Origin of the sequence: Desulfobulbus propionicus DSM 2032, assembly GCF_000186885.1 — a bacterium.
Lineage (GTDB): Bacteria > Desulfobacterota > Desulfobulbia > Desulfobulbales > Desulfobulbaceae > Desulfobulbus > Desulfobulbus propionicus.
This window is the reverse complement of sequence record NC_014972.1, coordinates 2794457-2816108: the sequence shown is the minus strand read 5'-3', so window position 1 is coordinate 2816108 and position 21652 is coordinate 2794457. Positions and strand designations below refer to the sequence as shown.

Below are 21652 nucleotides of genomic sequence, written 5' to 3'. Positions count from 1 at the left end.
CACCTCCGATGACCAAACGCATGGAGGAGAAAATGCAGCACAAGGCTGCCTTGCTCGCCTTGTACAATCGGGCACTGGCCACCGCTGACTGGGGCGACAAAACCCAAGCGCGGGTGAAATTCGAGCAGGCATACAACTCCGGCCTGACCTGGCCGCACCTCTACGAACAACTTGGACCGGTAAGCTGGAAGACCATCGAGAGTTGGTCAGTCAAGGTGCGCAAACATGGCAATGACTGCTTCTTCCTGGCCGATAAGCGTGGCGCCCATCTACGAGGCAAGTGTGGATTGACGGAACAGCAGACCGAGATCTTCCTCCGCTGCGTGCTCCGGCCCAACCGGCCGAGGATCTCGGAGGCCTACCGCGTGGCCAAGGCGGTTATGGAACAGCAGGGCATCGACAACACCCACAGCGAGGCCACCTATCGGAGATGGCTCCATCACTGGAAGGAACGCAACCACCATCTGTGGGTATTCTCCCGCGAGGGCGCCAAGGCCTGGAACGACCAGTGCGCGATGTACATCGAGCGCGACATGAATTTGTTGAACGTGGGGGATGTGATCGTGGCCGACGGCCACAACCTCAACTTCGAGATCATCAACCCCTGGACCGGCAAACCGCAGAACCACATGACCCTCATCCTGTTCTACGATATGGCCTCCAACATGCCGCTTGGCTGGGAGATCATGCCGACCGAGAACACGGCCGCCATTTCCAGTGCGCTGCGCCGAGCGGTCCTGCGGCTGGGCAAGTATCCCCGGGTGGTTTACCTGGACAACGGCCGAGCCTTCAAGGCCAGGTTTTTCAAGGGCTCCCAGAACTTCGACGAGGCAGGATATGCCGGCCTCTATGAACGCATGGGCTGCCAGACCATCTATGCCTGGCCCTATCACGGCCAATCGAAGACGGTCGAACGGTTCTTCGGCTCCTTTGCCGAACTGGAACGACTGGTCCCCGGCTATACCGGGACCAGCATCGAGCATAAGCCGCCCCGGATGCTGCGAGGGGAGAAACTGCACCGCACAATCCACGAGCAGCAGTTTGGCAGCCGCTGCCTTAGCCTGGAAGAGGCCCACACCCTGATCGCCTTCTGGTTCGATGAGTACGCCAAGCGGCCCCAACGGGGCCACCTGAACGGCAGGAACCCGATGGAGGTCTTTGTCGAGGGCAAGGGGCCGGGTGTCGATAAGACCGAGCTGATCTGGCTGATGATGAGCCTGGAAATCAAGACCATCCACCGCAACGGTATCACCTTCCGGGGCCAGAACTACTACCACCCAGCCCTCTATGGCCGCCGGCATAAAGTGTCCATCCGCTATGACCTCCAGGATACCAGCTCGATCTGGGTGCTCGATCAACAGGGCGAACTGATCTGCGAGGCCACCCCGGTGGAGAAGGTGCACCCGGCGGCAGCCCAGCTGGGTAACGAGGGAGATAAGGAAAAACTGCGCCAGCACATCGCCCTGAAGAAGAACCAGGAAAAACAGGCCTCGGCCTCGGCCCGGTCTCTGCTCAAGGACGAGATCCTGCCCGAGCACCGCCGGCAGATGGCCGAGATCGGGGTGCTGAACGGTGAAATCCAGACCATCGACACGTCCAACTGCAAAATGATCAGCCTGGATGCCGAGAAACTTCGCCGGGAAGTGGAAGAGGCCACACGGTTGCAACAGGAGGCGGTCGCCAAAGCCCTGGAAGAGGAGCTGATGCGGTTGAACGATTCAGATCGCTACGAACGATTGATCGAAATGAGCGCCCAGGGCATGGAACTCACCCAAGAGTGGAACGACTTCATGACCTTCTTCGAGAAGACCGACCCCTACCGCAATTTTCCGGAATACTGGGAGTCGTGCCGAATCAAATACGGCCTGATGTGGCGCAAGGCGGTCAGCGGACAATAAAAAAGGCCGGTGCGGGAACACCGGCCTCATCCAACCCAAGAATAGATCACAGGGGAGAATGACCTATGGCTGAAACAGTAAAATTCAAACCGGTTTTTGTCCAGACCAAAAACGTGCGATCGTTCGACACCCTGATGCAGGGGTTGATGATCGGCAAGGGCGGGGCAGGCGAAGGCGACGAGCGGTTGGGCTGCATCTGGGGCCGGGCCGGACGGGGTAAGACCCGCACTGTCCAGACCTGGGCGGCCCGAAACGGCTGTGTCTATATCGAGACGGTGTCGATCTGGTCGGAGCTGGATTTTTTGCAGAAGCTCTGCCGGGAGTTCGGTATCCGCCAGATCCCCAGCCGCAGGGGCCGGTGCTTCGATGCCATCATCGAGGCCATGACCACGAACAACCAACCGGTATTCATCGACGAAATCGAGCGGTTCGGCCAGAAGTTTCTCGAGATCATCCGCGACCTGGTCAAGATCACCGGCGGCATCGTGGTCCTGATCGGTGAAGAGGAGTTGCCGCACCTGATGAAACAAAACCGGAGAGTCTGGTCGCGCACCTATCGGGCCATGGAGTTCGAGCCGGTGAGCCCTTCGGATGTGGTCATGTATGTCAGCCAGTGCACCGGACTGCAGCTGAGCACCCCGGCGGCCGAGATCATGCACCGGGCCGCCGGCGGCGATCTGCGGATCGTCCGCCGCGACACCATCAACCTAGCCCATGCCGCCACCAGCTTGCGCCGGACCGGCGAGGTGGACGCCGAACTGGCCGCCATTGCCTGCAAGTGCGGCTTGCAGGGGTGAGCCATGGCACATGAATCTTTTTCGCGGACAGTGCTGGAGACAGCATGGCAACTGGCGGCCGGGAACAACGGTGAAGTGACGACCGAGGCCATTGCCCTGCAGCTCGGATTGAAAACCAGGGTGGAATATAAGCGGATGCTCAATACCCTGAGCGATCTGCACCTGGCCGGAAGATTACAGCGGTTCCGCCAGGGGGTGTATGGCCCGGTGAAGGCGTTCAAGCAACCGGACAAGCGCCAAGTGATGTGGCAGATCCTGCGCATGCGCAAACGGGTGACGGTGGAGGACATGATGGTCATGGCCGAGGTCTCCAAGGACTACGCCCGGGAGTGGCTGGCCACCCTGGCCAAGCGGGAGGTGGTGCGAAAACAGCAGCAGCCTGGCCTGCCCGCAACCTGGCAATTGATCAACGATACCGTCGATATGCCGGTGGATGACGCCAAGGCGGCCAAGCTGCGCGAACTCCGGCAAAGAAAGAAACGCGAAGCGATCAACGCGATCGACCAAACCATACAGAGTTTACAATCGGCAAGCGAGGCCCTGTCCAAGGCCCGGGACGCCATCACCACCATGGAGGAAGGAGAATGAACGCATTACGGATCAATCGGAGCTTGGCGGAGATCAGCAAGAACGTGCACAACCTGCGCATTGGTACTCTGGGCGACAACATCGACCTGCTGTCCATCATGCGAACCACCAAGGCCCTGCAGGTGGAACTGACCTCGGACAAGATCCTCAGCGGCTTTCGGACCGATGCCATCACCCAGCTGCTTCGAGTGCATGAGCTGATCGAGGAGGCCGGGCCATCTCCCGATCATAAGGCGCTGCTGTCCATCGGCATGGCGGCGGAGCTGGCGGTCAAGAAACTCAATGACTACCGGGAAATGCATACCTTTAGAACCCAGACCAAGAGCAAAGGCCATGGACTGGATCAGCTTGCTGCGTAGAGCAGTCCAGATTGAAGGCAGCCAGGCATCGGTGGCCGGCAAGCTGGGGTATAGCCCGGCCGCCATCTCCCAGGTGCTGAACAATAATTACAGCGGATCCCTGGAGGCGATCAGCGAAAAAGTCCTAACTGTTTACGGAGGAAAGACCATGCAGGCAATACCCGACGGCTACATGCGGAACGCGGTGGGCCACCTGGTGCCGATCGAGTCGATCAAGGAGATCGACCTGGCCCGGGACGAGTTCGTCAAGGAGGTGGTGCACAAGGCCAAGGATCTGGCCGCCACGGTAACCACATTCAAGAAACAGCTGGCCACCGACCTGGAGGCTTTTCTCGACCTTTCCGCCGAGAAGTACGGGGTCACCCTCGGCGGGGTCAAGGGCAACATCAACCTGGTTTCCTTTGACGGCCGTTACAAGGTGCTGCGGGACGTATCCGAGCGGCTGGATTTCGATGAACGGCTTCAGGCCGCCAAGGCCCTGATCGACGAGTGTCTCCGCGAGTGGACCAAGGACTCGGGTTCTGAGGTGCGCACCCTCATCGAAGCTGCCTTTCAGGTCGACAAAAAGGGCAAGATCAACACCAAGCGGATCCTCGGGTTGCGCAAGCTGGATATCAAGCACCCCACCTGGATCAAGGCCATGGAGGCCATCGGGGACGCGATCACGGTGACCGGATCCTGCACCTATTACCGGGTGTATGAGCGCGATGAAAAGGGCGAGTACCGGCAGGTGAACTTGGATTTTTCTGGGATTGCGTGAAAAAATGCGAAATCCCGGCCACTGGCCGGGATCATCCGGAGGTTGCGCTCCGGGTCTGATGAGCAGCATAATAAATTATGACCATGCCCCATGACGGACGATGCCACCGGTGCGGCTACAAGGCACCGATTACCTGCTTTCTGGACGATGCACAGTTCGGCCCTTTCCTGGCCCTTTTTGCCGATCTGCCCCATGAGGTGCAGAAACCCTACCTGCGCTATCTCTCCCTGTTCCGTCCGGCCTCCGGCTGCACTCTGCAACCCTCGAAAAGCGAGCGGTTGACCAGGGAATTGCTGGCGTTGGTCGGCAAAGGTTTTGTCTCGCAACAGGGCAAGGTTGATCGGCCTTGTCCGCCATCGTTATGGGTGCTGGGCATGGAGCGGATGCTCGAGCAGGCCGCCAGCCTGACCTTGCCGATGAAGAATCACAACTATCTTCGCACCATTGTGTATCAAATGGCCGACCAGGCCGATGCCCGGAACGAGCAGCAGGTGCGGAGAGAAGAGGTCGATGGAAGCCACAGGGTGTGCCGGCAGCCAACAGATGAAGGCATGAGCGAGATCATGCGTAAATACCTTGCCCAGTATGGAGAGCCACATGACGCCAAGTAACAGTGCATTGGCCCGGATCCACATTGCCAAGAAGGAACTGGCCCTGACCGACGAAGCCTACCGCGATATTCTTCATCACTATTTTCAGGTGGACTCGGCCAAGGAACTGAACGAGCGGCAAGCCAGGGATCTGATCAATCTATTCAAAGCCAAGGGCTGGCAGCCACGCTTTGATGGGCAAAAGCAACAACGAAAAACCGATGGCCAGTATCTGGAAATCAAGCCCGGCCCAGCGGCAAAGCAGCAACGCAAGGTGCTGGCTTTGTGGCACGCCTTGGGCTACGACATCAACAAAATCCACGCCAGGGTGAAAAAGCAGTTCGGCGTGGATCGGTTTGAGTGGCTCGAGGACAGCAAGGCTCTGCATATCCTGATCACCGATCTGGAGCATCGGTTGAAGACGCAAGGGACGCAAAAGAAGTGAGCAGGCCCCACGAAATCATCGATCTGCCGCCGGATGCCTGGCCCCGGCTGGAGGAATTGAACGGCGACATGCGGACCATTGCCGAGCTGATCGGCATTGGCAACGCCCTCAAGTTGGCCCAACGCTTTGACGGCACCCCGGTGCGAATCTACGGCTGGAAGACCTGGACTCGTAGTTGGCGGGACCGGTGTATTCGCAGCGACTATGATACGGGTAAGTATTCGGGGGTTGAGTTGGCCCGCAAGTATGGGCTCCAGGAACGGCAGATCTGGAATATATTGGGGCGGTCGGATGGACGGCAGTTGCGGTTGTTTTGAGGAATCAAGGCTGAAGGTATTGGCGCTCTGAATCAGTGGAGCAGAGTTTGAGCGCACAATTGTTAATGTTTTAGGTGAGGTGTGAAATTGAACTACGGCTCTGCGTAATGAACATTCCTCAAAGAGTTTCTTTCTTTTCCTTCAATTCTTTCTCTATGTCGGATTCGATAAATTCGAACCAGTCTCGTAAATTGAGATAAACAAAAAGCCAGTCAAACAACACGAGGACGAGCATCCCGCCAACAAGTGACGGAGCAATGCATTTTATAGGGTATATTTTGCTGAATCCGATAGTTATTTGAGCGATTGACGTAAAGAAGGCTCCGGCAACACTGACAACAAGCAAATTGCCCAGATCGAGTAACCCTTTATAATAATCTCCCTTATACTGATTATCATACTGTAGTAGATATCGTTCTTTATACTTTTCGTGGCGATAAATATCATCCCGGATCCGAATCAGGATAAAAGCCTTCATTGCCAGAAGAAAACTGCCAACAGTGAGAAATGCAGTAAAGAAAACAAGCTGAAGTTTTGTATCGTAGAGGCAAGAAAATCGATTCGTATCAGGTAAATTGAACAGGGCAAACCAACAACAAATGGATACAAAAATAGTCGCTATGTATGGAATAAAAGTGACCATTTTATATTTTACCCATCAACCAATTGTCAGATTCGGCTATCGTTTTCATTTTTGAGAGGACAGGCGCTCGCTCAAGACTCGAATGAACATCTTCCGAGTCGAACTCAGTTGAAAGGACAATATCGTTAAAATCGAAATTGCCAAGCGATTCAGGCTCATTCAGTAAACGAAAACGCCGTTCGACATCGTTATCGTCAATACCTACTCCGCTCAATGTCTTCAAAATATCGGTGTTTGCCAACTCTACTAGATCATCTCTGATGGATCCGTCATATTTATTGCCAAATGTAAGGTTGTGTTGCACTGCCTTCGCTTTGCCTGCAAGCGATCTAAACAATCTCTGATGAGGTTCATATTCAACAAACTGAAGTGAGACTTTTCTTACTCCTCTAAGCTCTTTCATGAGAGCTTCGAACGATTTTCTGCGTAAAACAAGCTGGTAAACCAGATAACCGGCATAACGTTTAGTTATTTTCTTCGGCGGTGAATCTGCCAAAATATTTTCAGCAAGGCAATCTCTCTCGATACACTGCTTTTTAAATCCATTATAATGTTGCTTCAATACTTGTGCAAATCCATGGACAGAGGATGATCCGTGATAATACTGATATAATCCTCTCCCAAACTTTTCGTGCACTAAGAAAAAATTAAAATGTGCAAGTTCCCCATTTTTAATAGATTCCGGGCTTAAAATAACCCGTCCCCCCTGTCGTTCCATCCGTGCAAAGGCTTTTATATTTCGAGCCGTCAACAGCAAACCGTGCCACCATCCATCTGTCCGATCAACATAGATGTACCTGTTCTTCACAGACGACACCGACAGAGTTTTGAGGTGGTCACCAAAATGCTGGAGAGAAATTCCTTTTCCTGTTTTCAGTTCAAAAGCCTGAACGGTTATTTCCATTTCTTGCTCGTTGATAGAAGGATTTGGGGGTGGAGAAATGCAGTCAGAATCTTTTCCGTTTTAAATCTGCATCAGTAGATGCAGCAAACGATAACAATGCTTCACCACTTCATGGTTCTCGTTATTTGGTTCCAGTTGGCCATGAACCAGGTGGCAGCGGATCTGGTAAATTATCTCAAGCAGCCCATTAAAAAGAGAAGATTTGTCATCGGTAAGCTTGAGTGTGTCGCTGATGCGGATACCTGGCGCTCGCTTCTTGACAACGAGACTGCCGTACATTTTGGGATTCAGCGCTAGCAGGCAGTTTTCGAAGGTGATTACGCTGTCGCCCTTATTCTCTTCCCAAAGGAGCAAAGCGCTATTTAAAGCGAATGAGAGCGCTTCGATGACACTGATCAGTTCGGCATGATCTTTGGTGCCAGCAGACCCGAGCAGCCTATCAAACCTCGTAAAAAGCTTGTTCCTGGTGCTGTGATCGTCTCGAAGCTTGTTGAGAAAGTCACGGTCGCGCTTGGTTGTGATTTCGGAGTAGTGAGATCGGTACCACGAATTGGTTGAAAGCCATAAAACTACCAATTGCGGGAAATAATCAACCTCGGCCTTTGCACGCCACTCTTTATAGTAGTCTCCGCTCATACAGCCCCCTCCAGATATGCCATCGCGGCTGTTTCGTTTTCTTCGATGGCAATTTCAATAGCACGCTTAGCCGTGTCGAGAAACTGAGATGCCTTTTGCCAAGCAGAGCGGGACGACTTAACGAGCGATTGGGTACTGTCGGCAATCTCTTGCATAGTCTCATATTCAAATTCAGGGACTTCAAACCGACGGACACTAAAAAGACCAAGGAAGGGATTAATGGCTCCTGTTGCCATTTTTTCAGATTGTAATTTTCCAAAACGGCAATTCAAGTAGGCAACAATATACCAAATAGGCAATGTTTCATTGAGGCGAAGTAGGGCAACGTCTTGATTGATGTTGACTGCTCCCGGTACGTTTTCTGCGATAGCCGCATTTCCAATTCTTCCTTTGATAGTGAGCAATACATCACCATCGTGAACGGCTGTGCGTGCTAGTTCTTTTCCATGGTGCTCAAGAAGGATACGTTTCTCACTGTCAAATTTGATATTGAAATCGTTAACGTGTTCTGCACATAGGAACGGAACTTCACCCTTGCTCAAATCGTGACGTAGAGGGGTATGCCCGTTTGTCAAAGACTCCAACAGTTCAGGGAAAGGGATAAAACACTTGGCGCCTGCTTTAATCAAGGCTGTTTTTGCCGCATAATACTTCTCTTGAAAATGCTCTGCATCCAGTCGCCCGGCAGCAAATGCATCGCGGCTGTTGCGGACATAGCTCAAAGATTCTGGAGCTTGCCAATTTTCTAAGCCGAGTGCGCGAAGGAGCGTGGTTTCGGCCTCGTCCATTAAAGATTGAGCTTCTTCATGCGCCTCGAAGCACCGGTCAAAACAAAACTTAATCTTGAGCTTAATCTCAGGGGAGAGGTCTGGGATGGGAAGTCGGTAAAGATCATCTTTTGCGATATAGCTTACAAGCAAGTTGCTTTTTAGCCGATCTTTAAGGGCTTGGCCGTAACGGCAAGTAAGATAACTTGCTAAGAAATACTGATCGACGCGTTGCTTGGTTGTAAGCTTGAAACAGGTCCCTGTCACAAGCGTATTTTTGGGAAAATCATCGGGAACCAAAGCGATCTTCTCTGCCTTGCCTTTGACTTCGATAAGCAGCTCCCCGGGAATAATGCGCCCCTTTGGGTAGCGTTCCCAATCCGAAAGGGCTACACAAACCATAGACTTGGCATTGATGAAAGGTGTCGATATGTCAGCGCTTTGCAGAAAATAGGGCAGGCCTAGGCGTTCCCCTTCTTCCCGATCGATGGCCTCTGTGGTTTCATAGACGACCCGATAACCATCTTGAACAAGATCCCCTAGCCGCAATGTCCCCTTTATCATTTTCAGGGTTTTGGTGGCTGCTCTATTGAAATACTCAGGGTCGATGCGTGACGTTTTTGTTCCGGATAGCGCTTCGGAAAACTGAATTTCGCTCACTTCAAGCCCCTCCAACAGGCGCTCATACTGCGCCTTGTCGAAGGGGCTTAGAGAAAAAAACTGAGGCCCTCTTTCTTGGCAAACTCGATAAAGGCATCGGCGATACCATCCTCGGTCAAGCCATCGTGATTAAATAGATCATGCTTGACGATGAGGTGTCCGTGGCTGTCGAGCAGCGGCGAGCCGTCCGGCCCTTGCCGGTAGATTTTATCACCGGAATTATCCTTGCTGGGCTCGCGCATGGTGGCGAAGAAGATCGGATAGTCATCCACCCTCGGACAAAGCGGACCGGCTTTTGAATCGTCATTCCATTTTTGCACGAAAAGTACGCTGGTCTTGGTGCCGGTGTGTGGCTTAAACACATTACCGTGCAGGCCGACTACGGCGAGGATGCGGCAGTGTGCTGCAAGGTATTCCCGTAAATCCTTGTCCGAGGCGTTGTTGAAACGGCCCTGTGGCAGTACCACCGCCATGCGGCCGCCAGGTTTGAGAAAATTGAGATTCCGCTCGATGAACAAGATATCGCGGCCAACCTTGTTCTGGTTCTTGACCTTGACCTTGCGGTAGGTACCATCGGCCATTTGATAAATGACCTCATGGCTGGCATGCAGGGCTTCGGTGAAACTGGGGGCACGATCATGCGCGGTGACGATGTTCTTGTCCTTTGGGTCTACCTTGCCGATTTTGTCGAGGCGTACCGAGCGGGCCAGGTCGTACTTGGCCAGGATTCTGGTTTCTTTGATATCACCGGCAAAGGGCGGGTTGGCCATCAGTACATCAAAACCGAAATCCCGGTTGCTGGTTTTATCAAGCCGTAGCTTGCGCAGTTTCTTCCAGCCTTCGCCGTAAATATCTATCCAGGTTTCGTCGCTGGTTTTTTCGTCCCAGCGTTCGTAGTCCAGGGTGTTGAGGTGCAGCACGTTGGTCTGGCCGTCACCGGCGATCAGATTGAGTGTCCGGCCAACACGTACGGCTTTTTCATCAAAGTCGATGGCAAAAACCTTGTCGCGGACATAGTCCTCACAACGCGCGGGCTTTTTATCCGTGGTGAAGAGATGACTCTTTGCGAGCCCTTCTTCTTTCATGATCTGTTCCCAGACATAAAAGATACCATGTACAGGAAAGCCACAACTCCCGGCGGCCGTATCGATCAGGGTTTCATGCGCTTGCGGATTGAGCATCTTCACACACATGTCGATGACATAGCGCGGAGTGAAATATTGACCCTTTTCACCCTTGCTGGACTTGTTGATGAGGTATTCGAACGCCTCATCGACTACTTCCAGGTTGGAATTGAACAGCTTGACCTTTTCCAGGGAAGAAACGCACACTGCCAGGTGGCTCGGGGTGAGGTCTATCTTAACGTTCTCCGGGAAAACGCCTTCCCATTTGGCGCAAGCCTTGTCAAACAGATCCTGAATCTTGGCCTTGAGTTCGGTTTCGGTGTCGCCGTAGTTTTTGAAAACTAGATGGCGCTTCTTGTCGCGCCCGCCTTCCAACTCATCATAGAGTTTGGTGAAAATGAGCTTGAACATCTCCTCGAACACGTCCACGCCCGCGTTGGCGAGCACCTCGTCTTCCATTTCGAGGATCAGGTCTTTCAGGGACTTTTTCTCGTTGACCAGTTTGTCGAGTTTAATCAGGTCATCGATCGTCCAGCGCTCGGAGAGGATGTCCGACAGTTTTTCATGGGCCGAAGGGATAGCGGGGATGTCTTCAAAATAGTTTGGGTCCCTGCGATGGTAGTAAGAAATCTGCTGTCCGTTGGTCCATACGCCCATCGGTGCACCGGTGGCGTTGCAGTAGCTCTTGAGCTGTTCCTTGCCGTCCTTGAGTTTCGGTTTTTTTAGTTCGACCAGGATGTATGGCGTGTTGGTCTTGTCCTTGTCAAAGATGCAGATGTCGGCACGTTTCTTCTCACGCCCAAAAGTCACCTCATATTCGACGGCCATGCGACTCACGGGGTATCCCAGATCGTCACGGAGTACCATAAGGTAGAGTTGCCGAATGGTTTCTTCCGGAGTGAGCTTGATCGGTTTGCCTCGCATCAGGCACGTTACATAGGGAGCTGCTTTTGTGCCGGAACCCTTGATGCTTATTGCGGATTCCAAGGCTGAAATCTGTTCAGGCTTGAATTGACTAAGGTTGTATGCACTGTCTTTAATTATTTCTTGCAGCTTTTGAGTCATCGCCGTTCCATTTTCTTGGCTTGTTGATGCATTGCCATTCATCTCTGTGTTGTACTCGAACAGTCCTGCGCACCACGGTTTTCTTGATTTTCATGAAAAAAGGCATGAGGTCGAGATTGTCTACCACTTGAAAGTGTCGTTGACAACCGTTGAATCTCAATAGGTAAATTTACCTATTGCTCAACTTGAGCCCTCCGTTTTTAAGTCAACCTCGAAATTGAGCGAATAGCGCTGCATCAGCACTTCCTCAATCGTATGCCCCGGTCCCCCCTCCTGTCTTCCACATCTTCCTAGTCAACTTTCACCAACCGGATCACCCCGGACCGGGTGGTGATCATAAAATTTTGCACTTTCACCACTGCTCCAGCGCAGACTTATTGCTGTCTGCCCTCTCCTCTATAGTTCCCTCGTCAACATGGTTTGGACGCCATGCATTCTCCTTGCCCATGGATAGGGGCGGGCCACACGGCCTGCCTCTTCCTTAAAGGAAAGATACCCCATGCCAGATGAGGCCCCATGAGCTTTGCTCGCGCATTTGCCGCCACCCTGCAACACGAGGGCGGCTACAGCAACAACCCCAAGGACAAGGGTGGTGAGACCTACATGGGCATCGCCCGCAACAAGCATCCTCTTTGGGAGGGCTGGCCGATTATCGACGCTTGCCTGCATGCGGGCCACGCCTTGTCTTTGGCGCCTGGCCTGACCGATCTGGTGCGTGAGTTCTACCGCACCGAGTTCTGGCAGCCGCTGAGCTGTGACCACATCGACGTGGTCAGTCCGGAAGTTGCCGAGGAGTTGTTCGAAGCTTCGGTCAACTGCGGACCGGGCAACGGGACCAAGTTCCTCCAGCGGGCCTTGAACGCCCTCAACGCACGAGAACGGTTCTACCCGGACCTGGTGGTGGACGGCATCATGGGTCCCAAAACCCTGCAGGCGGTCACGATGTGCCTGCGCAAACGTTCGCCGCGCCTCCTGGTTCGCTGTCAGAACGGCGAGCAATACCTTCATTACAAGGCCTGGAGCCAGCACGAGGACTTTCCCGGCGTGTTCGGTCGCACCTAAGCGCCGACAGTACATGTCAACCCAACGGAGCACCCATGAATTTCGCGAACAACCTCAACATGATGACCGGATGGAAGACCTGGGCTGCAGCGGCAGGTTTGTTGCTTCTCGGGATCGTCGAGATCGCCAACGGCAACCTCGAGGGCGGCCTGGAACGCATTGTCCTGGGGCTCGGTTTGGTCGGCCTTGGCCACAAGATCGAGAAAAAAGCCGTCTGATGGACGAGGGAGATCTCGCCCAGCAGAACCAGGAGCTGTTCCAGCGGATGGTCCTCAAACACCATCTTGATACCCGGCCCCAAGGCGAGTCGGCCCTGGAGTGCGAGGACTGCGGGGAACCGATCCCCGATGCACGACGGAAGGCGGCCAAGGGCTGCACCCGGTGCATCTGCTGCCAACGCATACAAGAAAGCCGGGGACAAAAATAAATTCTGTCCCTCGGGGAGCCGGGGGAGGAGACCACGTTGAGCGGAGAACTGAGCCTCATCAACACCCTGATCACCACCCTGGGCGCACCGGGACTGCTGATCATCTGCATGCTGGCCCCAACGGTGATCATGGCCTTCATGTACCTCGACCACCGCAGGGCGGAACGCTCCCGATTGAGCGCGGTACAGATTGAAGCGGACCGGGAGATCAAACACCGGGAGGACATCGCCGGCTTCCGCGAGATGGTGATGCAGATGATCGGTGCCCAGGAGAAGCGGTTTGAAGAGGTGGTCCGCAACTACGAGAACAACGTCATCCTGGTGCAGGGCTACGAGAAGCTGGCCAACGACCTGGCCGGGATCATTCACCTCAACACCCAGTCCATGACCAAGCTGGTCGACCGGATCGACGGGCACCTGCTCAAGGGAGGCAGACATGTTGGATAACGAACGACTGACCCGGCGCGGCCTGCTGGCGGAGAAGGAACAACGGCTGCGGCAATTGGAGTCCTCGATGCAGGGCGACATTCATGCCGTACGCCTGGCTCTGGAGCCGTTCGCACCGCTGCACGAGATCAGGCCAGACCAGGCGGCGGCGCAGGCTGTGGAACTGGCCGGCAAGCATGCCGAGTACATGGGATTGCGGGAAGAGATAGCGGCCCTCAAGCGAGCCCTGGGGATGGCGGGGAACTAAACAATGCCGGAGAGCTACGGTTGGGAGACCATAGAGGCTGCCGAGGAGTTGTACATCATCGACGGCCTCACCTTTGAGCAGGTGGCGGAGCGGACCGGGGTGTCCGTTTCCCAGCTCAAGCGGTGGTCCGCCGATTCCCAACCCACCTGGCCCGAACGGCGACGGGAGTACCGCCAGGCCCAGGTGTCGGTGCGCCGGGGGGTGATGCTCGCCAAAGCAAAGCTGATCGAGTCGGTGATTGAGACCGAGGACGCCCAAAAGGCCTATGCCTTTGGCGCTCTGGTCAACTCCGGCAAGCTGATCGAGGCCGAGGCGCGGGAGCGGGGAGCTGCCCCCAATGCAGCCATCGCAATGCCGGACGGAGCCGCCACCGACCATTTGCCTGAGGGCGGGGATATGGTCGAAGCCCTGCGCACGGCGGTGCAGGCTCGGATTGCGGCCTTGGTCAACCAGCCGGGGGCCATCACCCTGGGGGCAATCAAGGAGTTGATGACGGCCATGGAATTGCTCGACAGCAAGAGAGCGGCTTCGATCGATGAGCACGTCACGCCCGGCGGATTGTCCGATGAGGCCGCCGAAGCGATCCGCCGCCAGATCCTGGGGTTGAAGCACTGATGAGTACTTTTACCAAGGAAGATAGAACCAACCGCGCGCCCATGGCCCTGCTGCCGTATCAGCAACGGTGGCTGGAAGACCAGGGCGAGGTCAAGATCATCGAGAAGTCCCGACGTATCGGCCTGTCCTGGGCAGAGGCGGCGGACGATGCCTTGCTGGCAGCCAGCCGGAGCGGCATGGACGTGTGGTACATCGGCTACAACAAGGACATGGCCCAGGAGTTCATCGAGGACTGCGGCGACTGGCTGGGGCATTTCAACAAGGCGGCCTCAGCGGTGGAGGAGTTCGTCTTGGCGGACGAAGACAAAGACATCCTCGCTTTCAGGATCCGTTGCGCCTCGGGTCACAAGATCGTGGCCCTGTCGAGCAGGCCGTCCAACCTGCGCGGCAAGCAGGGCAAGGTAGTCATCGACGAAGCCGCCTTTCACGACAACCTGAGCGAGCTGATCAAGGCAGCCATGGCCCTGTTGATGTGGGGCGGGCGGGTGGTGATCATCTCCACCCATGATGGCGACACCAATCCATTCAATGAGGTGATCAACGAGGTCCGGGCCGGCAAGAAGCCGTACAGCCTACACCGGGTCACCATCGACGATGCCCTGGCGGAAGGCCTGTATGAGCGCATCTGCCTGCGCCTGGGCAAGCCATGGTCGCAGGAGGCCGAGGACCAGTGGAGAGAGAAACTGATTGCTCAATACGGCAGCGGCGCCGACGAGGAACTGTTCTGCATCCCTAGCCAGGGATCCGGTGCCTTCCTGCCCCGGGTGATCATCGAACGCTGCATGCGCGACGATATCCCGATCCTGCGTTGGGCCTGCACCAACGAGTTCGCCCTGCAGCCCGATCCTCTCCGCGAGGCCGAGGCCTTGGAGTGGTGCGAGGAGCAGCTGGCGCCGCTGCTCGCCAAGCTGGATCCGAAGCGGCGGCACTACGCCGGCGAAGACTTTGCCCGCCTGGGTGACCTGACCGTGCTCTCCCCCTTGGCCGAGCAGGAGAACCTGACCTATCGCCAGCCCTTTGTGGTGGAGCTGTCCAATGTGCCGTTCAAGGAACAGGAGCTGATCATTTTCTTCATCCTTGATCGATTGCCCCGGTTCAGCTTCGGCAAGTTCGATGCCCGTGGCAACGGCCAGTATCTGGCCGAGCGGGCCATGCAGCGCTACGGAACTGGCCGGATCGAGCAGGTGATGCTGTCCGAGGCCTGGTACCGCGACGAGATGCCCCGGTTCAAATCGTTCTTCGAGGACGGCACCGTGGAAGTGGCCAAGGATGCCGACCATCTCGACGATTACCGGGCGATCAAGATGATCCGGGGTGTGGCCAAGCTGCCGGACACCAAGAACAAGGGCGCTGACGGCCGGCAGCGCCATGGTGACGCGGCCATTGCCCTGGCCCTGGCCATCTCGGCCACCAGGATGGAGATCACCGAGTACGCTTACCATCCGGTGCGCAAACGGGACTTTGAACCAGGTGACCGGCACATCCGGACAACTGCGGGCTTCGGCACCATGGAGGGGACCTGGTGATCTACGACTATCTTAACCGACCGGTCACAACCCGAACCCTGACCCAGGAACTGGCCGCACCCAGCCTGGCCGGGATCCGCAGCGTCTGGGACGTGACCGTGGCCTCGGGCCTGACCCCGTACCGGTTGGCTGGGCTATTGCAACGGGCCGCCGAAGGCGAGATCAGCGAGTACCTGACGCTTGCCGAGGAGATGGAGGAGCGGGATCTGCACTACCGCTGCGAGATTTCCAAACGCAAGTTGGCCGTGGCCTCCTTGCCGATCACGGTGGAAGCAGCCAGTGATGAACCCCAGGATGTGCAGTTGGCCGACGAGGTGCGGGCACTTGTGAAACAGGCCGGTTTCCGTGGCTTGCTCAAGGACCTGCTCGATGCCATCGGCAAGGGGTTCTCGGTGTGCGAGATCCTCTGGTCGCGTGGCGCCAGATGGCGGCCGGTGGGGTATGAGTGGCGCGATCCCCGCTTTTTCACCTTTGATCGGGCTTCCCGAAGGCGCCTCAGACTGCTTGATGAGCAGAATGTGGCGGAAGGTATCGATCTGGCCCCGTTCAAGTTCATCTGCCACTTGCCGCATTTGAAGACCGGCATCCCCATTCGCGGCGGGATCGCCCGCGTGGCTGCCTGGGCGTGGATGTGCAAGAACTACACGGTGAAGGACTGGCTAGCCTTTGCCGAGGTCTTCGGCATGCCGCTGCGGGTCGGCAAGTATCAGCCCGGTGCGTCCAAGGAAGACATCGCTATCCTGAAAGCTGCGGTGGCCAACCTGGGCAGCGATGCGGCGGCAGTGATTCCGGAGTCGATGCTGATCGAGTTTGTCGAGAGCGCCAAGGTCACCGGTGGCCACGAACTGTTCAACAAGCTGGCGGACTGGCTCGATGCCCAGGTCAGCCGGGGGATCCTCGGCCAGACCGCCACCACGCAAGGGACAGCCGGCAAACTGGGCAACGAGGATGCCCAGGCTGAGGTGCGGGAAGATATCCGCGACGATGATGCCACCCAGCTCTCCGAGACCATCAACCGCGACCTGGTCCGGCCGTTCATCGATCTCAACTGGGGACCGCAGGAACAGTATCCGGAGCTGCTCATCAAGGCGGTGGAGCCGGAGGATACCCAGCTGCTGGTCACCGCCCTGGAGAAGCTGGTGCCCCTGGGGCTGAAGGTCGAGCAATCGGTGGTCCGCGACAAGCTGGGGCTGCCGGATCCGGAAGAGGGCGCGGACTGTTTAGGAACTCCCCCACCAGCGGAACAACCGGCAGCCGTTGAGACTGCTGATAAACAACCCGTTCAACCGGAACCGGTTGAGGCCGCCAAGAACAGCCGGGAGTTGGATAAGAACCCTTTGGAGTCGACCCTGCTGCAATGGGTCAAGACCGAGTCGGCCGGTCCGGCCGCCAACCTGATCACCCGGGCCGAGTCCCTGCTGGAACAGGCCGAGAGCCTGGAGCAGTTCCGCGAGCAGCTGATCGATCTCCTGGCAACCAGCCAACCCGAACAGCTCGGCGAGATCATGGCCCGGCTGGATCTGCTCGGCAACCTGGCCGGACGGCTGGAGGTGGCCGAGTGAGCCCCTGGAGTTGCATCCAGACGGGCCTGCTGCTCCTGGCGGTCATCTTGGGACTGTACCTGGCCGGCCCGCTTTTCCAGGAAGGCCCGGTTGTGGTTTCCGAGACCCGAATGACGGCCGACTGGCGGGAACTGGAGCGATTGGCCAGGGAACAACCGTATCACGACCATGGACAGCGCTGAGTTCGAACAGATTTTCCGCCTGCCCTTTGCCGAGGCCAGTGCCTGGTTCAGGGACAAGCTCAATATCCCCACGACCAAGTGGGATGAGCTGGCCGGCGAAGCACACGGCAAGGGGTTCATGAGCGCCGGGGCCTACCAGGCAGACCTCTTGAACGAATTGCGGCAGATGACCGACAGGGCCATTGCCGGAGGCATGGACATCCGGGAGTTCCGCCAGCAGTTCCGACCCTTGGTACAGCGCTATGGCTGGCAGCTCCAGGGCGGTGGACCTGCCTGGCGATCAGATTTGATCTGGCGGACCAACATCAACACCGCTTACCAGGCCGGACGCTGGCAGCAGTTTGAAACGGCTGGGATCGATTTCTTGAAATACGTGCACAACGATGGCGTGCGCAATCCCCGGCCCAACCACCTGGCCATGGACGGCATCATCCTGCCCCGTACCGATCCGTTCTGGCAGATCAACTATCCGCCCAACGGCTGGGGCTGCAAGTGCCGGGTGGTGGCTGCCACCAGGGCCGAGTACGAGACGGCCAGGTCCGAACAGAGAACACGGCCGGCAAACTGGCAGGACCTGCCCGACAAGGGCTGGGATTACAACGTGGCCACGGCCGGCAAGGAGCACCTGGCCGATGCCATGCTGGAGAAGATGCAGCGGTTGCCCGACGATATCGCCGAGGCCTGGATGCAGCTGATCATGCAGATGGGGCTGGAAGAGTGGATCGCTCGATGAGCGTGGGGGGAAAATAGCACAAAAAAACTCGTTAACCGGCGTGCCGCCAGTCCCCCACCTTGCACTCCAACAACAGCTATTGGTCAGAGCGTCGGCAGGCTTGGAACGCACCGATTAACGAGGATCATCGTTTACGGGAGTAAATCCGTTGACCCAGGCGGAAGAAGGAGAGGGAACCACCTGGCCCTCATCGCATCCAACATTACGTCGATGAGGTTGGTTCTTCCAAGAACCAATCAACGAATTCCTTAACTGAATAATAAGACCGGAGCACCTGTCTGACAATGGAGATCAGTCTCAAAATTAACGACCAGGACACTCAAAATCTGCTCAATCGACTGCGGGCCAATGCCGCCGACCTGACACCCACCATGCAGGCGATCGGTGCCTTCTACGAGCGGCGGGTGCGGGAGAATTTCAAGGCCCAGTCCGCACCGGACGGTACCCCCTGGGCACCGCTCTCGGAGGTTACCTTGCACCTGGGGCTGGCCAGGAACAAGGGCTGGAAGAAGAACGGCTACCTCTCGGCCAAGGGCAAACGCTACCTGAGCGGCAAGCGGATCCTGTGGGAGCACGGTGACCTGGAGGGGTCGGTGCACAGCCAGGCCAGCCGAACCAGCGTCAGCATTGGGACCGGTGGGCACATCCCCTACGCGGCCATCCACCAGCTGGGCGGCAAGGCCGGACGCGGACGCAAGGTGACCATCCCGGCCCGGCCGTACCTGGCGCTCAACCGGGGTACCGAGATGGACCTGGCGGAGCGGGACCGAACCATGGTGATCGAGCTGATCCGGGAGCGATTGCTCGACCTTTGAGGCCGAGCCAACAAAACGGCCTGTTTTTCTTTCACGGGGCAATACGGGTCATGGGCCGCGCAGCACCCTGCCAATCGAATACAGAAAATTTTAAACGGTTTTTAAACGCGGTTCCGGACAACAGCGAGGAAGGATGACAACCACGCAGCACATTGCACTGAACAGCACCGAAATCGCGCTCCAAAACAACACGGTCCCCGAGTGGGTGGAATTGATCCCGGCGGGCCGGGTTGCGGGACGCGACGGCCGGACCTGGAACAACATCCACCCCCAAGGGATCCTCGATGCCTTCATTGCCCAAGGCATGGACCTGCCGATTGACCTGGAGCATGCCACCGAGCTGAAAGCACCCCTGGGAGAACCGGCGCCGGCAGCCGGCTGGATCAAGGAGTTGCAGAACCGGGAAGGCGTCATTTGGGGCCGGGTCGAGTGGAACGCCAGCGGCAAGGACCTGGTCGGCGGCAAACAGTACCGCTACCTGAGCCCCGTGATCCTCTACCAGAAAGACAACGGCCTGATCGTCGGTTTGACCTCGGTGGCCCTGACCAACCGGCCCAACCTCAACCTGCAGGCCCTCAACCATCACACCGGGATCCAGGATCCCAAGGAGACCCCTATGCTCAAAGCACTGCTGGCAGCCCTGGCGCTGCCCGAAGACGCCACCCAGGACCAGGCCCTGGCCAAGATCTCGGCTCTCAAAACCGATCTGGCCACAGCCACCAACCGGGCCGAGAATCCCAGTCTGGAGAAGTTTGTGCCCCGCTCCGACTATGACGCGGCCCTGGCCCGGGCCACCAATGCCGAGCAATCGCTTACCGCCCTCAAGCAGGAGCAGCTCGAAACCGAGATCGAGACCGCGATCAATGCAGCGCTGACCGAGGGCAAGATCACCCCGGCCACGGTCGACTACCACAAGGCCCAGTGCCGGCAGGAAGGCGGGCTGCAGCGGTTCGCCGACTTCTGTAAGGCAGCCCCGGTCATCGGTGATCCCTCCGGTCTGGACGGCAAGAAGGTGCCGGCCGAGAGCAAGGCCCTGAACAGCGACGAGCGGACCATCTGTGAACGGCTGGGCGTTTCGGAAGAAGAATACCACAAGGCCGCCGTCTAATCGCCGGCATCATTTGAGGAGGAACACACCATGGCAGCATTGATCAAGGATAGAGACACCAAGGAGCGCAGCGGCCGCAAGCTCACCCTGCCGGTCGCCGCATCGGTCATCTGCTTTGCCGGCGGACTCGCGGCCCGGGATGCCAATGGCCGGGCTACCCCCGGCGCCACCGCCACCACCCTGCGAGGCGTAGGAAGGTTTGCCGAACAGGTGACCAACGGCGCCGTGGCCGGGGCGGTCACCGTGGAGATCGACAAAGGCATCTTTCAGTTTGCCAACTCGACCGCCACCGATGCCATCACCACCGCCGATATCGGTAACGACTGCTACATCGTCGATGACCAGACCGTGGCCAAGACCAACGGCAGTTCGACCCGGTCCGTGGCCGGCAAGGTCTTTGACGTCGACAGCCAGGGCGTCTGGGTCGACCTGCGCTAACCGACATTCATCAACTTCTGAGGAGAACAACTCATGATCATTAACAGCAGCAACCTGGCCGGCATGTATCGCGGTTTCAAGGCGGTCTACCAGCGGGGCTTCGACAACGCCGAGTCCCAATGGCAGCAGGTGGCGACCCGGGTGCCCTCCACCACCCTGATCGAGGATTACGGTTGGATCGGCGAGATCCCGGGCATGCGGGAATGGGTGGGCGATCGCCACATCAACAACCTGAGCATGCACGACTACTCGATCAAGAACAAGTCGTTCGAGTTGACCGTGGGCGTGGATCGCGACCGGATCGAAGACGATCAGTACGGCATCTACGCCCCCATGATGGAGAACATGGGGTTTGAGGCCCGGATCCATCCGGACAAGCTGGTCTTTGCCCTCATGACGGCGGGATTTGCCACCCCCTGTTATGACGGCCAGTACTTCTTTGATTCGGATCACCCGGTGCTCGATGCGGATGGCAACGTCACCTCGGTCTCCAACGTCCAGTCCGGATCGGGCAACCCCTGGTTCCTGCTCGATACCCGCCGGCCCCTGAAACCTATCATCTTCCAGGATCGCAAGGCGGCCAACTTCGTGCTGCTCAATCAGGAGCGCGATGAGAACGTGTTCATGCGCAAGACCTTCCTTTACGGGGTCGACTCGCGCTGCAACGTCGGCTTCGGTTTCTGGCAGATGGCCTTCGGGTCCAAGGCCACCCTGGATGCGACCAACTTCGAGGCCGCCTATGACGCCATGGGTGCCTTCAAGAAGGATTGGGGTGAGCCCTTGGGCGTGGTGCCCAACCTGCTGGTGGTTGGACCGTCCAACTACAGCAAGGCCAAGAAGATCATCGAGGCCCAGCTGATCAACGGCGGTGATTCCAACACCAACTACAAGGCGGTCGACCTGCTCAAGGTGCCGTGGCTGGCCTGATCCAGGGCCT

The 21652-nt window shown here is 57.0% G+C and carries 27 protein-coding genes and 1 other RNA gene; 23 read left to right on the top strand and 5 right to left on the bottom strand.

Annotated features, from left to right (window positions below; all coding sequences use genetic code 11):
* Positions 1–32 precede the first annotated feature (32 nt).
* From DESPR_RS12330 to DESPR_RS12295, 9 genes are all read left to right on the top strand, one after another.
* Positions 33–1898, top strand: coding sequence for a Mu transposase C-terminal domain-containing protein (locus DESPR_RS12330; protein ID WP_169701606.1), 1866 nt, complete (start codon positions 33–35; stop codon positions 1896–1898).
* Between the two features lie 65 nt (positions 1899–1963).
* On the top strand, positions 1964–2695 hold the full coding sequence (locus DESPR_RS12325; RefSeq protein WP_015725126.1) for an AAA family ATPase: 732 nt from the start codon (positions 1964–1966) through the stop codon (positions 2693–2695).
* Positions 2696–2698: 3 nt separating this feature from the next.
* Positions 2699–3283: a hypothetical protein gene (locus tag DESPR_RS12320; RefSeq protein WP_015725125.1), complete on the top strand. Its 585-nt coding sequence runs from the start codon at positions 2699–2701 to the stop codon at positions 3281–3283.
* Positions 3280–3642 carry a hypothetical protein gene (locus DESPR_RS12315; RefSeq protein ID WP_015725124.1) on the top strand — a complete coding sequence of 121 codons (363 nt, stop codon included), beginning with the start codon at positions 3280–3282 and terminating at the stop codon, positions 3640–3642. The genes DESPR_RS12320 and DESPR_RS12315 overlap by 4 nt, the downstream gene beginning before the upstream one ends.
* Positions 3617–4402 carry a DUF3164 family protein gene (locus DESPR_RS12310; protein ID WP_015725123.1) on the top strand — a complete coding sequence of 262 codons (786 nt, stop codon included), beginning with the start codon at positions 3617–3619 and terminating at the stop codon, positions 4400–4402. The genes DESPR_RS12315 and DESPR_RS12310 overlap by 26 nt, the downstream gene beginning before the upstream one ends.
* 4 nt (positions 4403–4406) lie before the next feature.
* An RNA gene (locus DESPR_RS17985) (hammerhead ribozyme type II) lies at positions 4407–4474 on the top strand.
* 5 nt (positions 4475–4479) lie between these two features.
* Positions 4480–5013, top strand: coding sequence for a hypothetical protein (locus tag DESPR_RS12305; RefSeq protein ID WP_015725122.1), 534 nt, complete (start codon positions 4480–4482; stop codon positions 5011–5013).
* The gene (locus tag DESPR_RS12300) at positions 5000–5437 is read left to right on the top strand and encodes a regulatory protein GemA (RefSeq protein WP_015725121.1); all 438 of its coding nucleotides are present in this window, start codon (positions 5000–5002) and stop codon (positions 5435–5437) included. Before DESPR_RS12305 ends, DESPR_RS12300 begins: the two co-directional genes overlap by 14 nt.
* On the top strand, positions 5434–5754 hold the full coding sequence (locus DESPR_RS12295) for a Mor transcription activator family protein (RefSeq protein WP_015725120.1): 321 nt from the start codon (positions 5434–5436) through the stop codon (positions 5752–5754). The genes DESPR_RS12300 and DESPR_RS12295 overlap by 4 nt, the downstream gene beginning before the upstream one ends.
* Positions 5755–5872: 118 nt before the next feature.
* Here the strand turns inward: DESPR_RS12295 and DESPR_RS12290 are convergent, their stop codons facing one another.
* From DESPR_RS12290 to DESPR_RS12270, 5 genes are read right to left on the bottom strand one after another with little or no spacing between them, the layout of a single operon-like run.
* A complete protein-coding gene (locus DESPR_RS12290) occupies positions 5873–6397 on the bottom strand; it encodes a hypothetical protein (RefSeq protein WP_015725119.1) in 525 nt (174 codons plus the stop codon).
* Between the two features lies 1 nt (position 6398).
* Positions 6399–7301, bottom strand: a complete 903-nt coding sequence (locus DESPR_RS12285; RefSeq protein ID WP_015725118.1) for a hypothetical protein — start codon at positions 7299–7301, stop codon at positions 6399–6401.
* Between the two features lie 60 nt (positions 7302–7361).
* Positions 7362–7937: a hypothetical protein gene (locus DESPR_RS12280; protein WP_015725117.1), complete on the bottom strand. Its 576-nt coding sequence runs from the start codon at positions 7935–7937 to the stop codon at positions 7362–7364.
* On the bottom strand, positions 7934–9364 hold the full coding sequence (locus tag DESPR_RS12275; RefSeq protein WP_015725116.1) for a restriction endonuclease subunit S domain-containing protein: 1431 nt from the start codon (positions 9362–9364) through the stop codon (positions 7934–7936). The genes DESPR_RS12280 and DESPR_RS12275 overlap by 4 nt, the downstream gene beginning before the upstream one ends.
* 47 nt (positions 9365–9411) lie before the next feature.
* Complete coding sequence (locus tag DESPR_RS12270; protein WP_218918246.1) at positions 9412–11595, bottom strand: type I restriction-modification system subunit M; 2184 nt, start codon at positions 11593–11595, stop codon at positions 9412–9414.
* A gap of 474 nt (positions 11596–12069) precedes the next feature.
* On the opposite strand from DESPR_RS12270, the gene DESPR_RS12265 reads away from it, so the two are divergent.
* The 14 genes from DESPR_RS12265 to DESPR_RS12200 all read left to right on the top strand — a co-directional run bounded on the left by DESPR_RS12265 (position 12070) and on the right by DESPR_RS12200 (position 21642).
* On the top strand, positions 12070–12615 hold the full coding sequence (locus DESPR_RS12265) for a glycoside hydrolase family 108 protein (protein ID WP_015725114.1): 546 nt from the start codon (positions 12070–12072) through the stop codon (positions 12613–12615).
* 35 nt (positions 12616–12650) lie between these two features.
* Positions 12651–12833 (top strand): hypothetical protein, encoded by a 183-nt coding sequence (locus DESPR_RS12260; protein ID WP_015725113.1) that lies wholly within the window; start codon positions 12651–12653, stop codon positions 12831–12833.
* Complete coding sequence (locus DESPR_RS12255; RefSeq protein WP_015725112.1) at positions 12833–13042, top strand: TraR/DksA family transcriptional regulator; 210 nt, start codon at positions 12833–12835, stop codon at positions 13040–13042. Before DESPR_RS12260 ends, DESPR_RS12255 begins: the two co-directional genes overlap by 1 nt.
* Positions 13043–13078: 36 nt before the next feature.
* Complete coding sequence (locus DESPR_RS17430) at positions 13079–13489, top strand: hypothetical protein (protein ID WP_015725111.1); 411 nt, start codon at positions 13079–13081, stop codon at positions 13487–13489.
* A complete protein-coding gene (locus DESPR_RS12245; RefSeq protein WP_015725110.1) occupies positions 13479–13736 on the top strand; it encodes a hypothetical protein in 258 nt (85 codons plus the stop codon). The genes DESPR_RS17430 and DESPR_RS12245 overlap by 11 nt, the downstream gene beginning before the upstream one ends.
* 3 nt (positions 13737–13739) lie before the next feature.
* The gene (locus DESPR_RS12240) at positions 13740–14351 is read left to right on the top strand and encodes a hypothetical protein (RefSeq protein WP_015725109.1); all 612 of its coding nucleotides are present in this window, start codon (positions 13740–13742) and stop codon (positions 14349–14351) included.
* Positions 14351–15877: a hypothetical protein gene (locus DESPR_RS12235; protein ID WP_015725108.1), complete on the top strand. Its 1527-nt coding sequence runs from the start codon at positions 14351–14353 to the stop codon at positions 15875–15877. Before DESPR_RS12240 ends, DESPR_RS12235 begins: the two co-directional genes overlap by 1 nt.
* Complete coding sequence (locus tag DESPR_RS12230) at positions 15874–17439, top strand: DUF935 domain-containing protein (RefSeq protein WP_015725107.1); 1566 nt, start codon at positions 15874–15876, stop codon at positions 17437–17439. The genes DESPR_RS12235 and DESPR_RS12230 overlap by 4 nt, the downstream gene beginning before the upstream one ends.
* Positions 17436–17621 carry a hypothetical protein gene (locus tag DESPR_RS12225; protein ID WP_015725106.1) on the top strand — a complete coding sequence of 62 codons (186 nt, stop codon included), beginning with the start codon at positions 17436–17438 and terminating at the stop codon, positions 17619–17621. Before DESPR_RS12230 ends, DESPR_RS12225 begins: the two co-directional genes overlap by 4 nt.
* Positions 17608–18354, top strand: a complete 747-nt coding sequence (locus tag DESPR_RS12220) for a phage head morphogenesis protein (protein ID WP_015725105.1) — start codon at positions 17608–17610, stop codon at positions 18352–18354. Before DESPR_RS12225 ends, DESPR_RS12220 begins: the two co-directional genes overlap by 14 nt.
* A 284-nt stretch (positions 18355–18638) precedes the next feature.
* Positions 18639–19169, top strand: a complete 531-nt coding sequence (locus DESPR_RS12215) for a phage virion morphogenesis protein (RefSeq protein ID WP_015725104.1) — start codon at positions 18639–18641, stop codon at positions 19167–19169.
* Between the two features lie 133 nt (positions 19170–19302).
* Positions 19303–20277, top strand: coding sequence for a phage protease (locus tag DESPR_RS12210; protein ID WP_015725103.1), 975 nt, complete (start codon positions 19303–19305; stop codon positions 20275–20277).
* A 30-nt stretch (positions 20278–20307) separates the two neighbouring features.
* Complete coding sequence (locus tag DESPR_RS12205) at positions 20308–20715, top strand: hypothetical protein (protein WP_015725102.1); 408 nt, start codon at positions 20308–20310, stop codon at positions 20713–20715.
* 33 nt (positions 20716–20748) lie between these two features.
* Positions 20749–21642, top strand: coding sequence for a Mu-like prophage major head subunit gpT family protein (locus DESPR_RS12200; protein ID WP_015725101.1), 894 nt, complete (start codon positions 20749–20751; stop codon positions 21640–21642).
* The last annotated feature ends 10 nt before the right edge of the window (positions 21643–21652 follow it).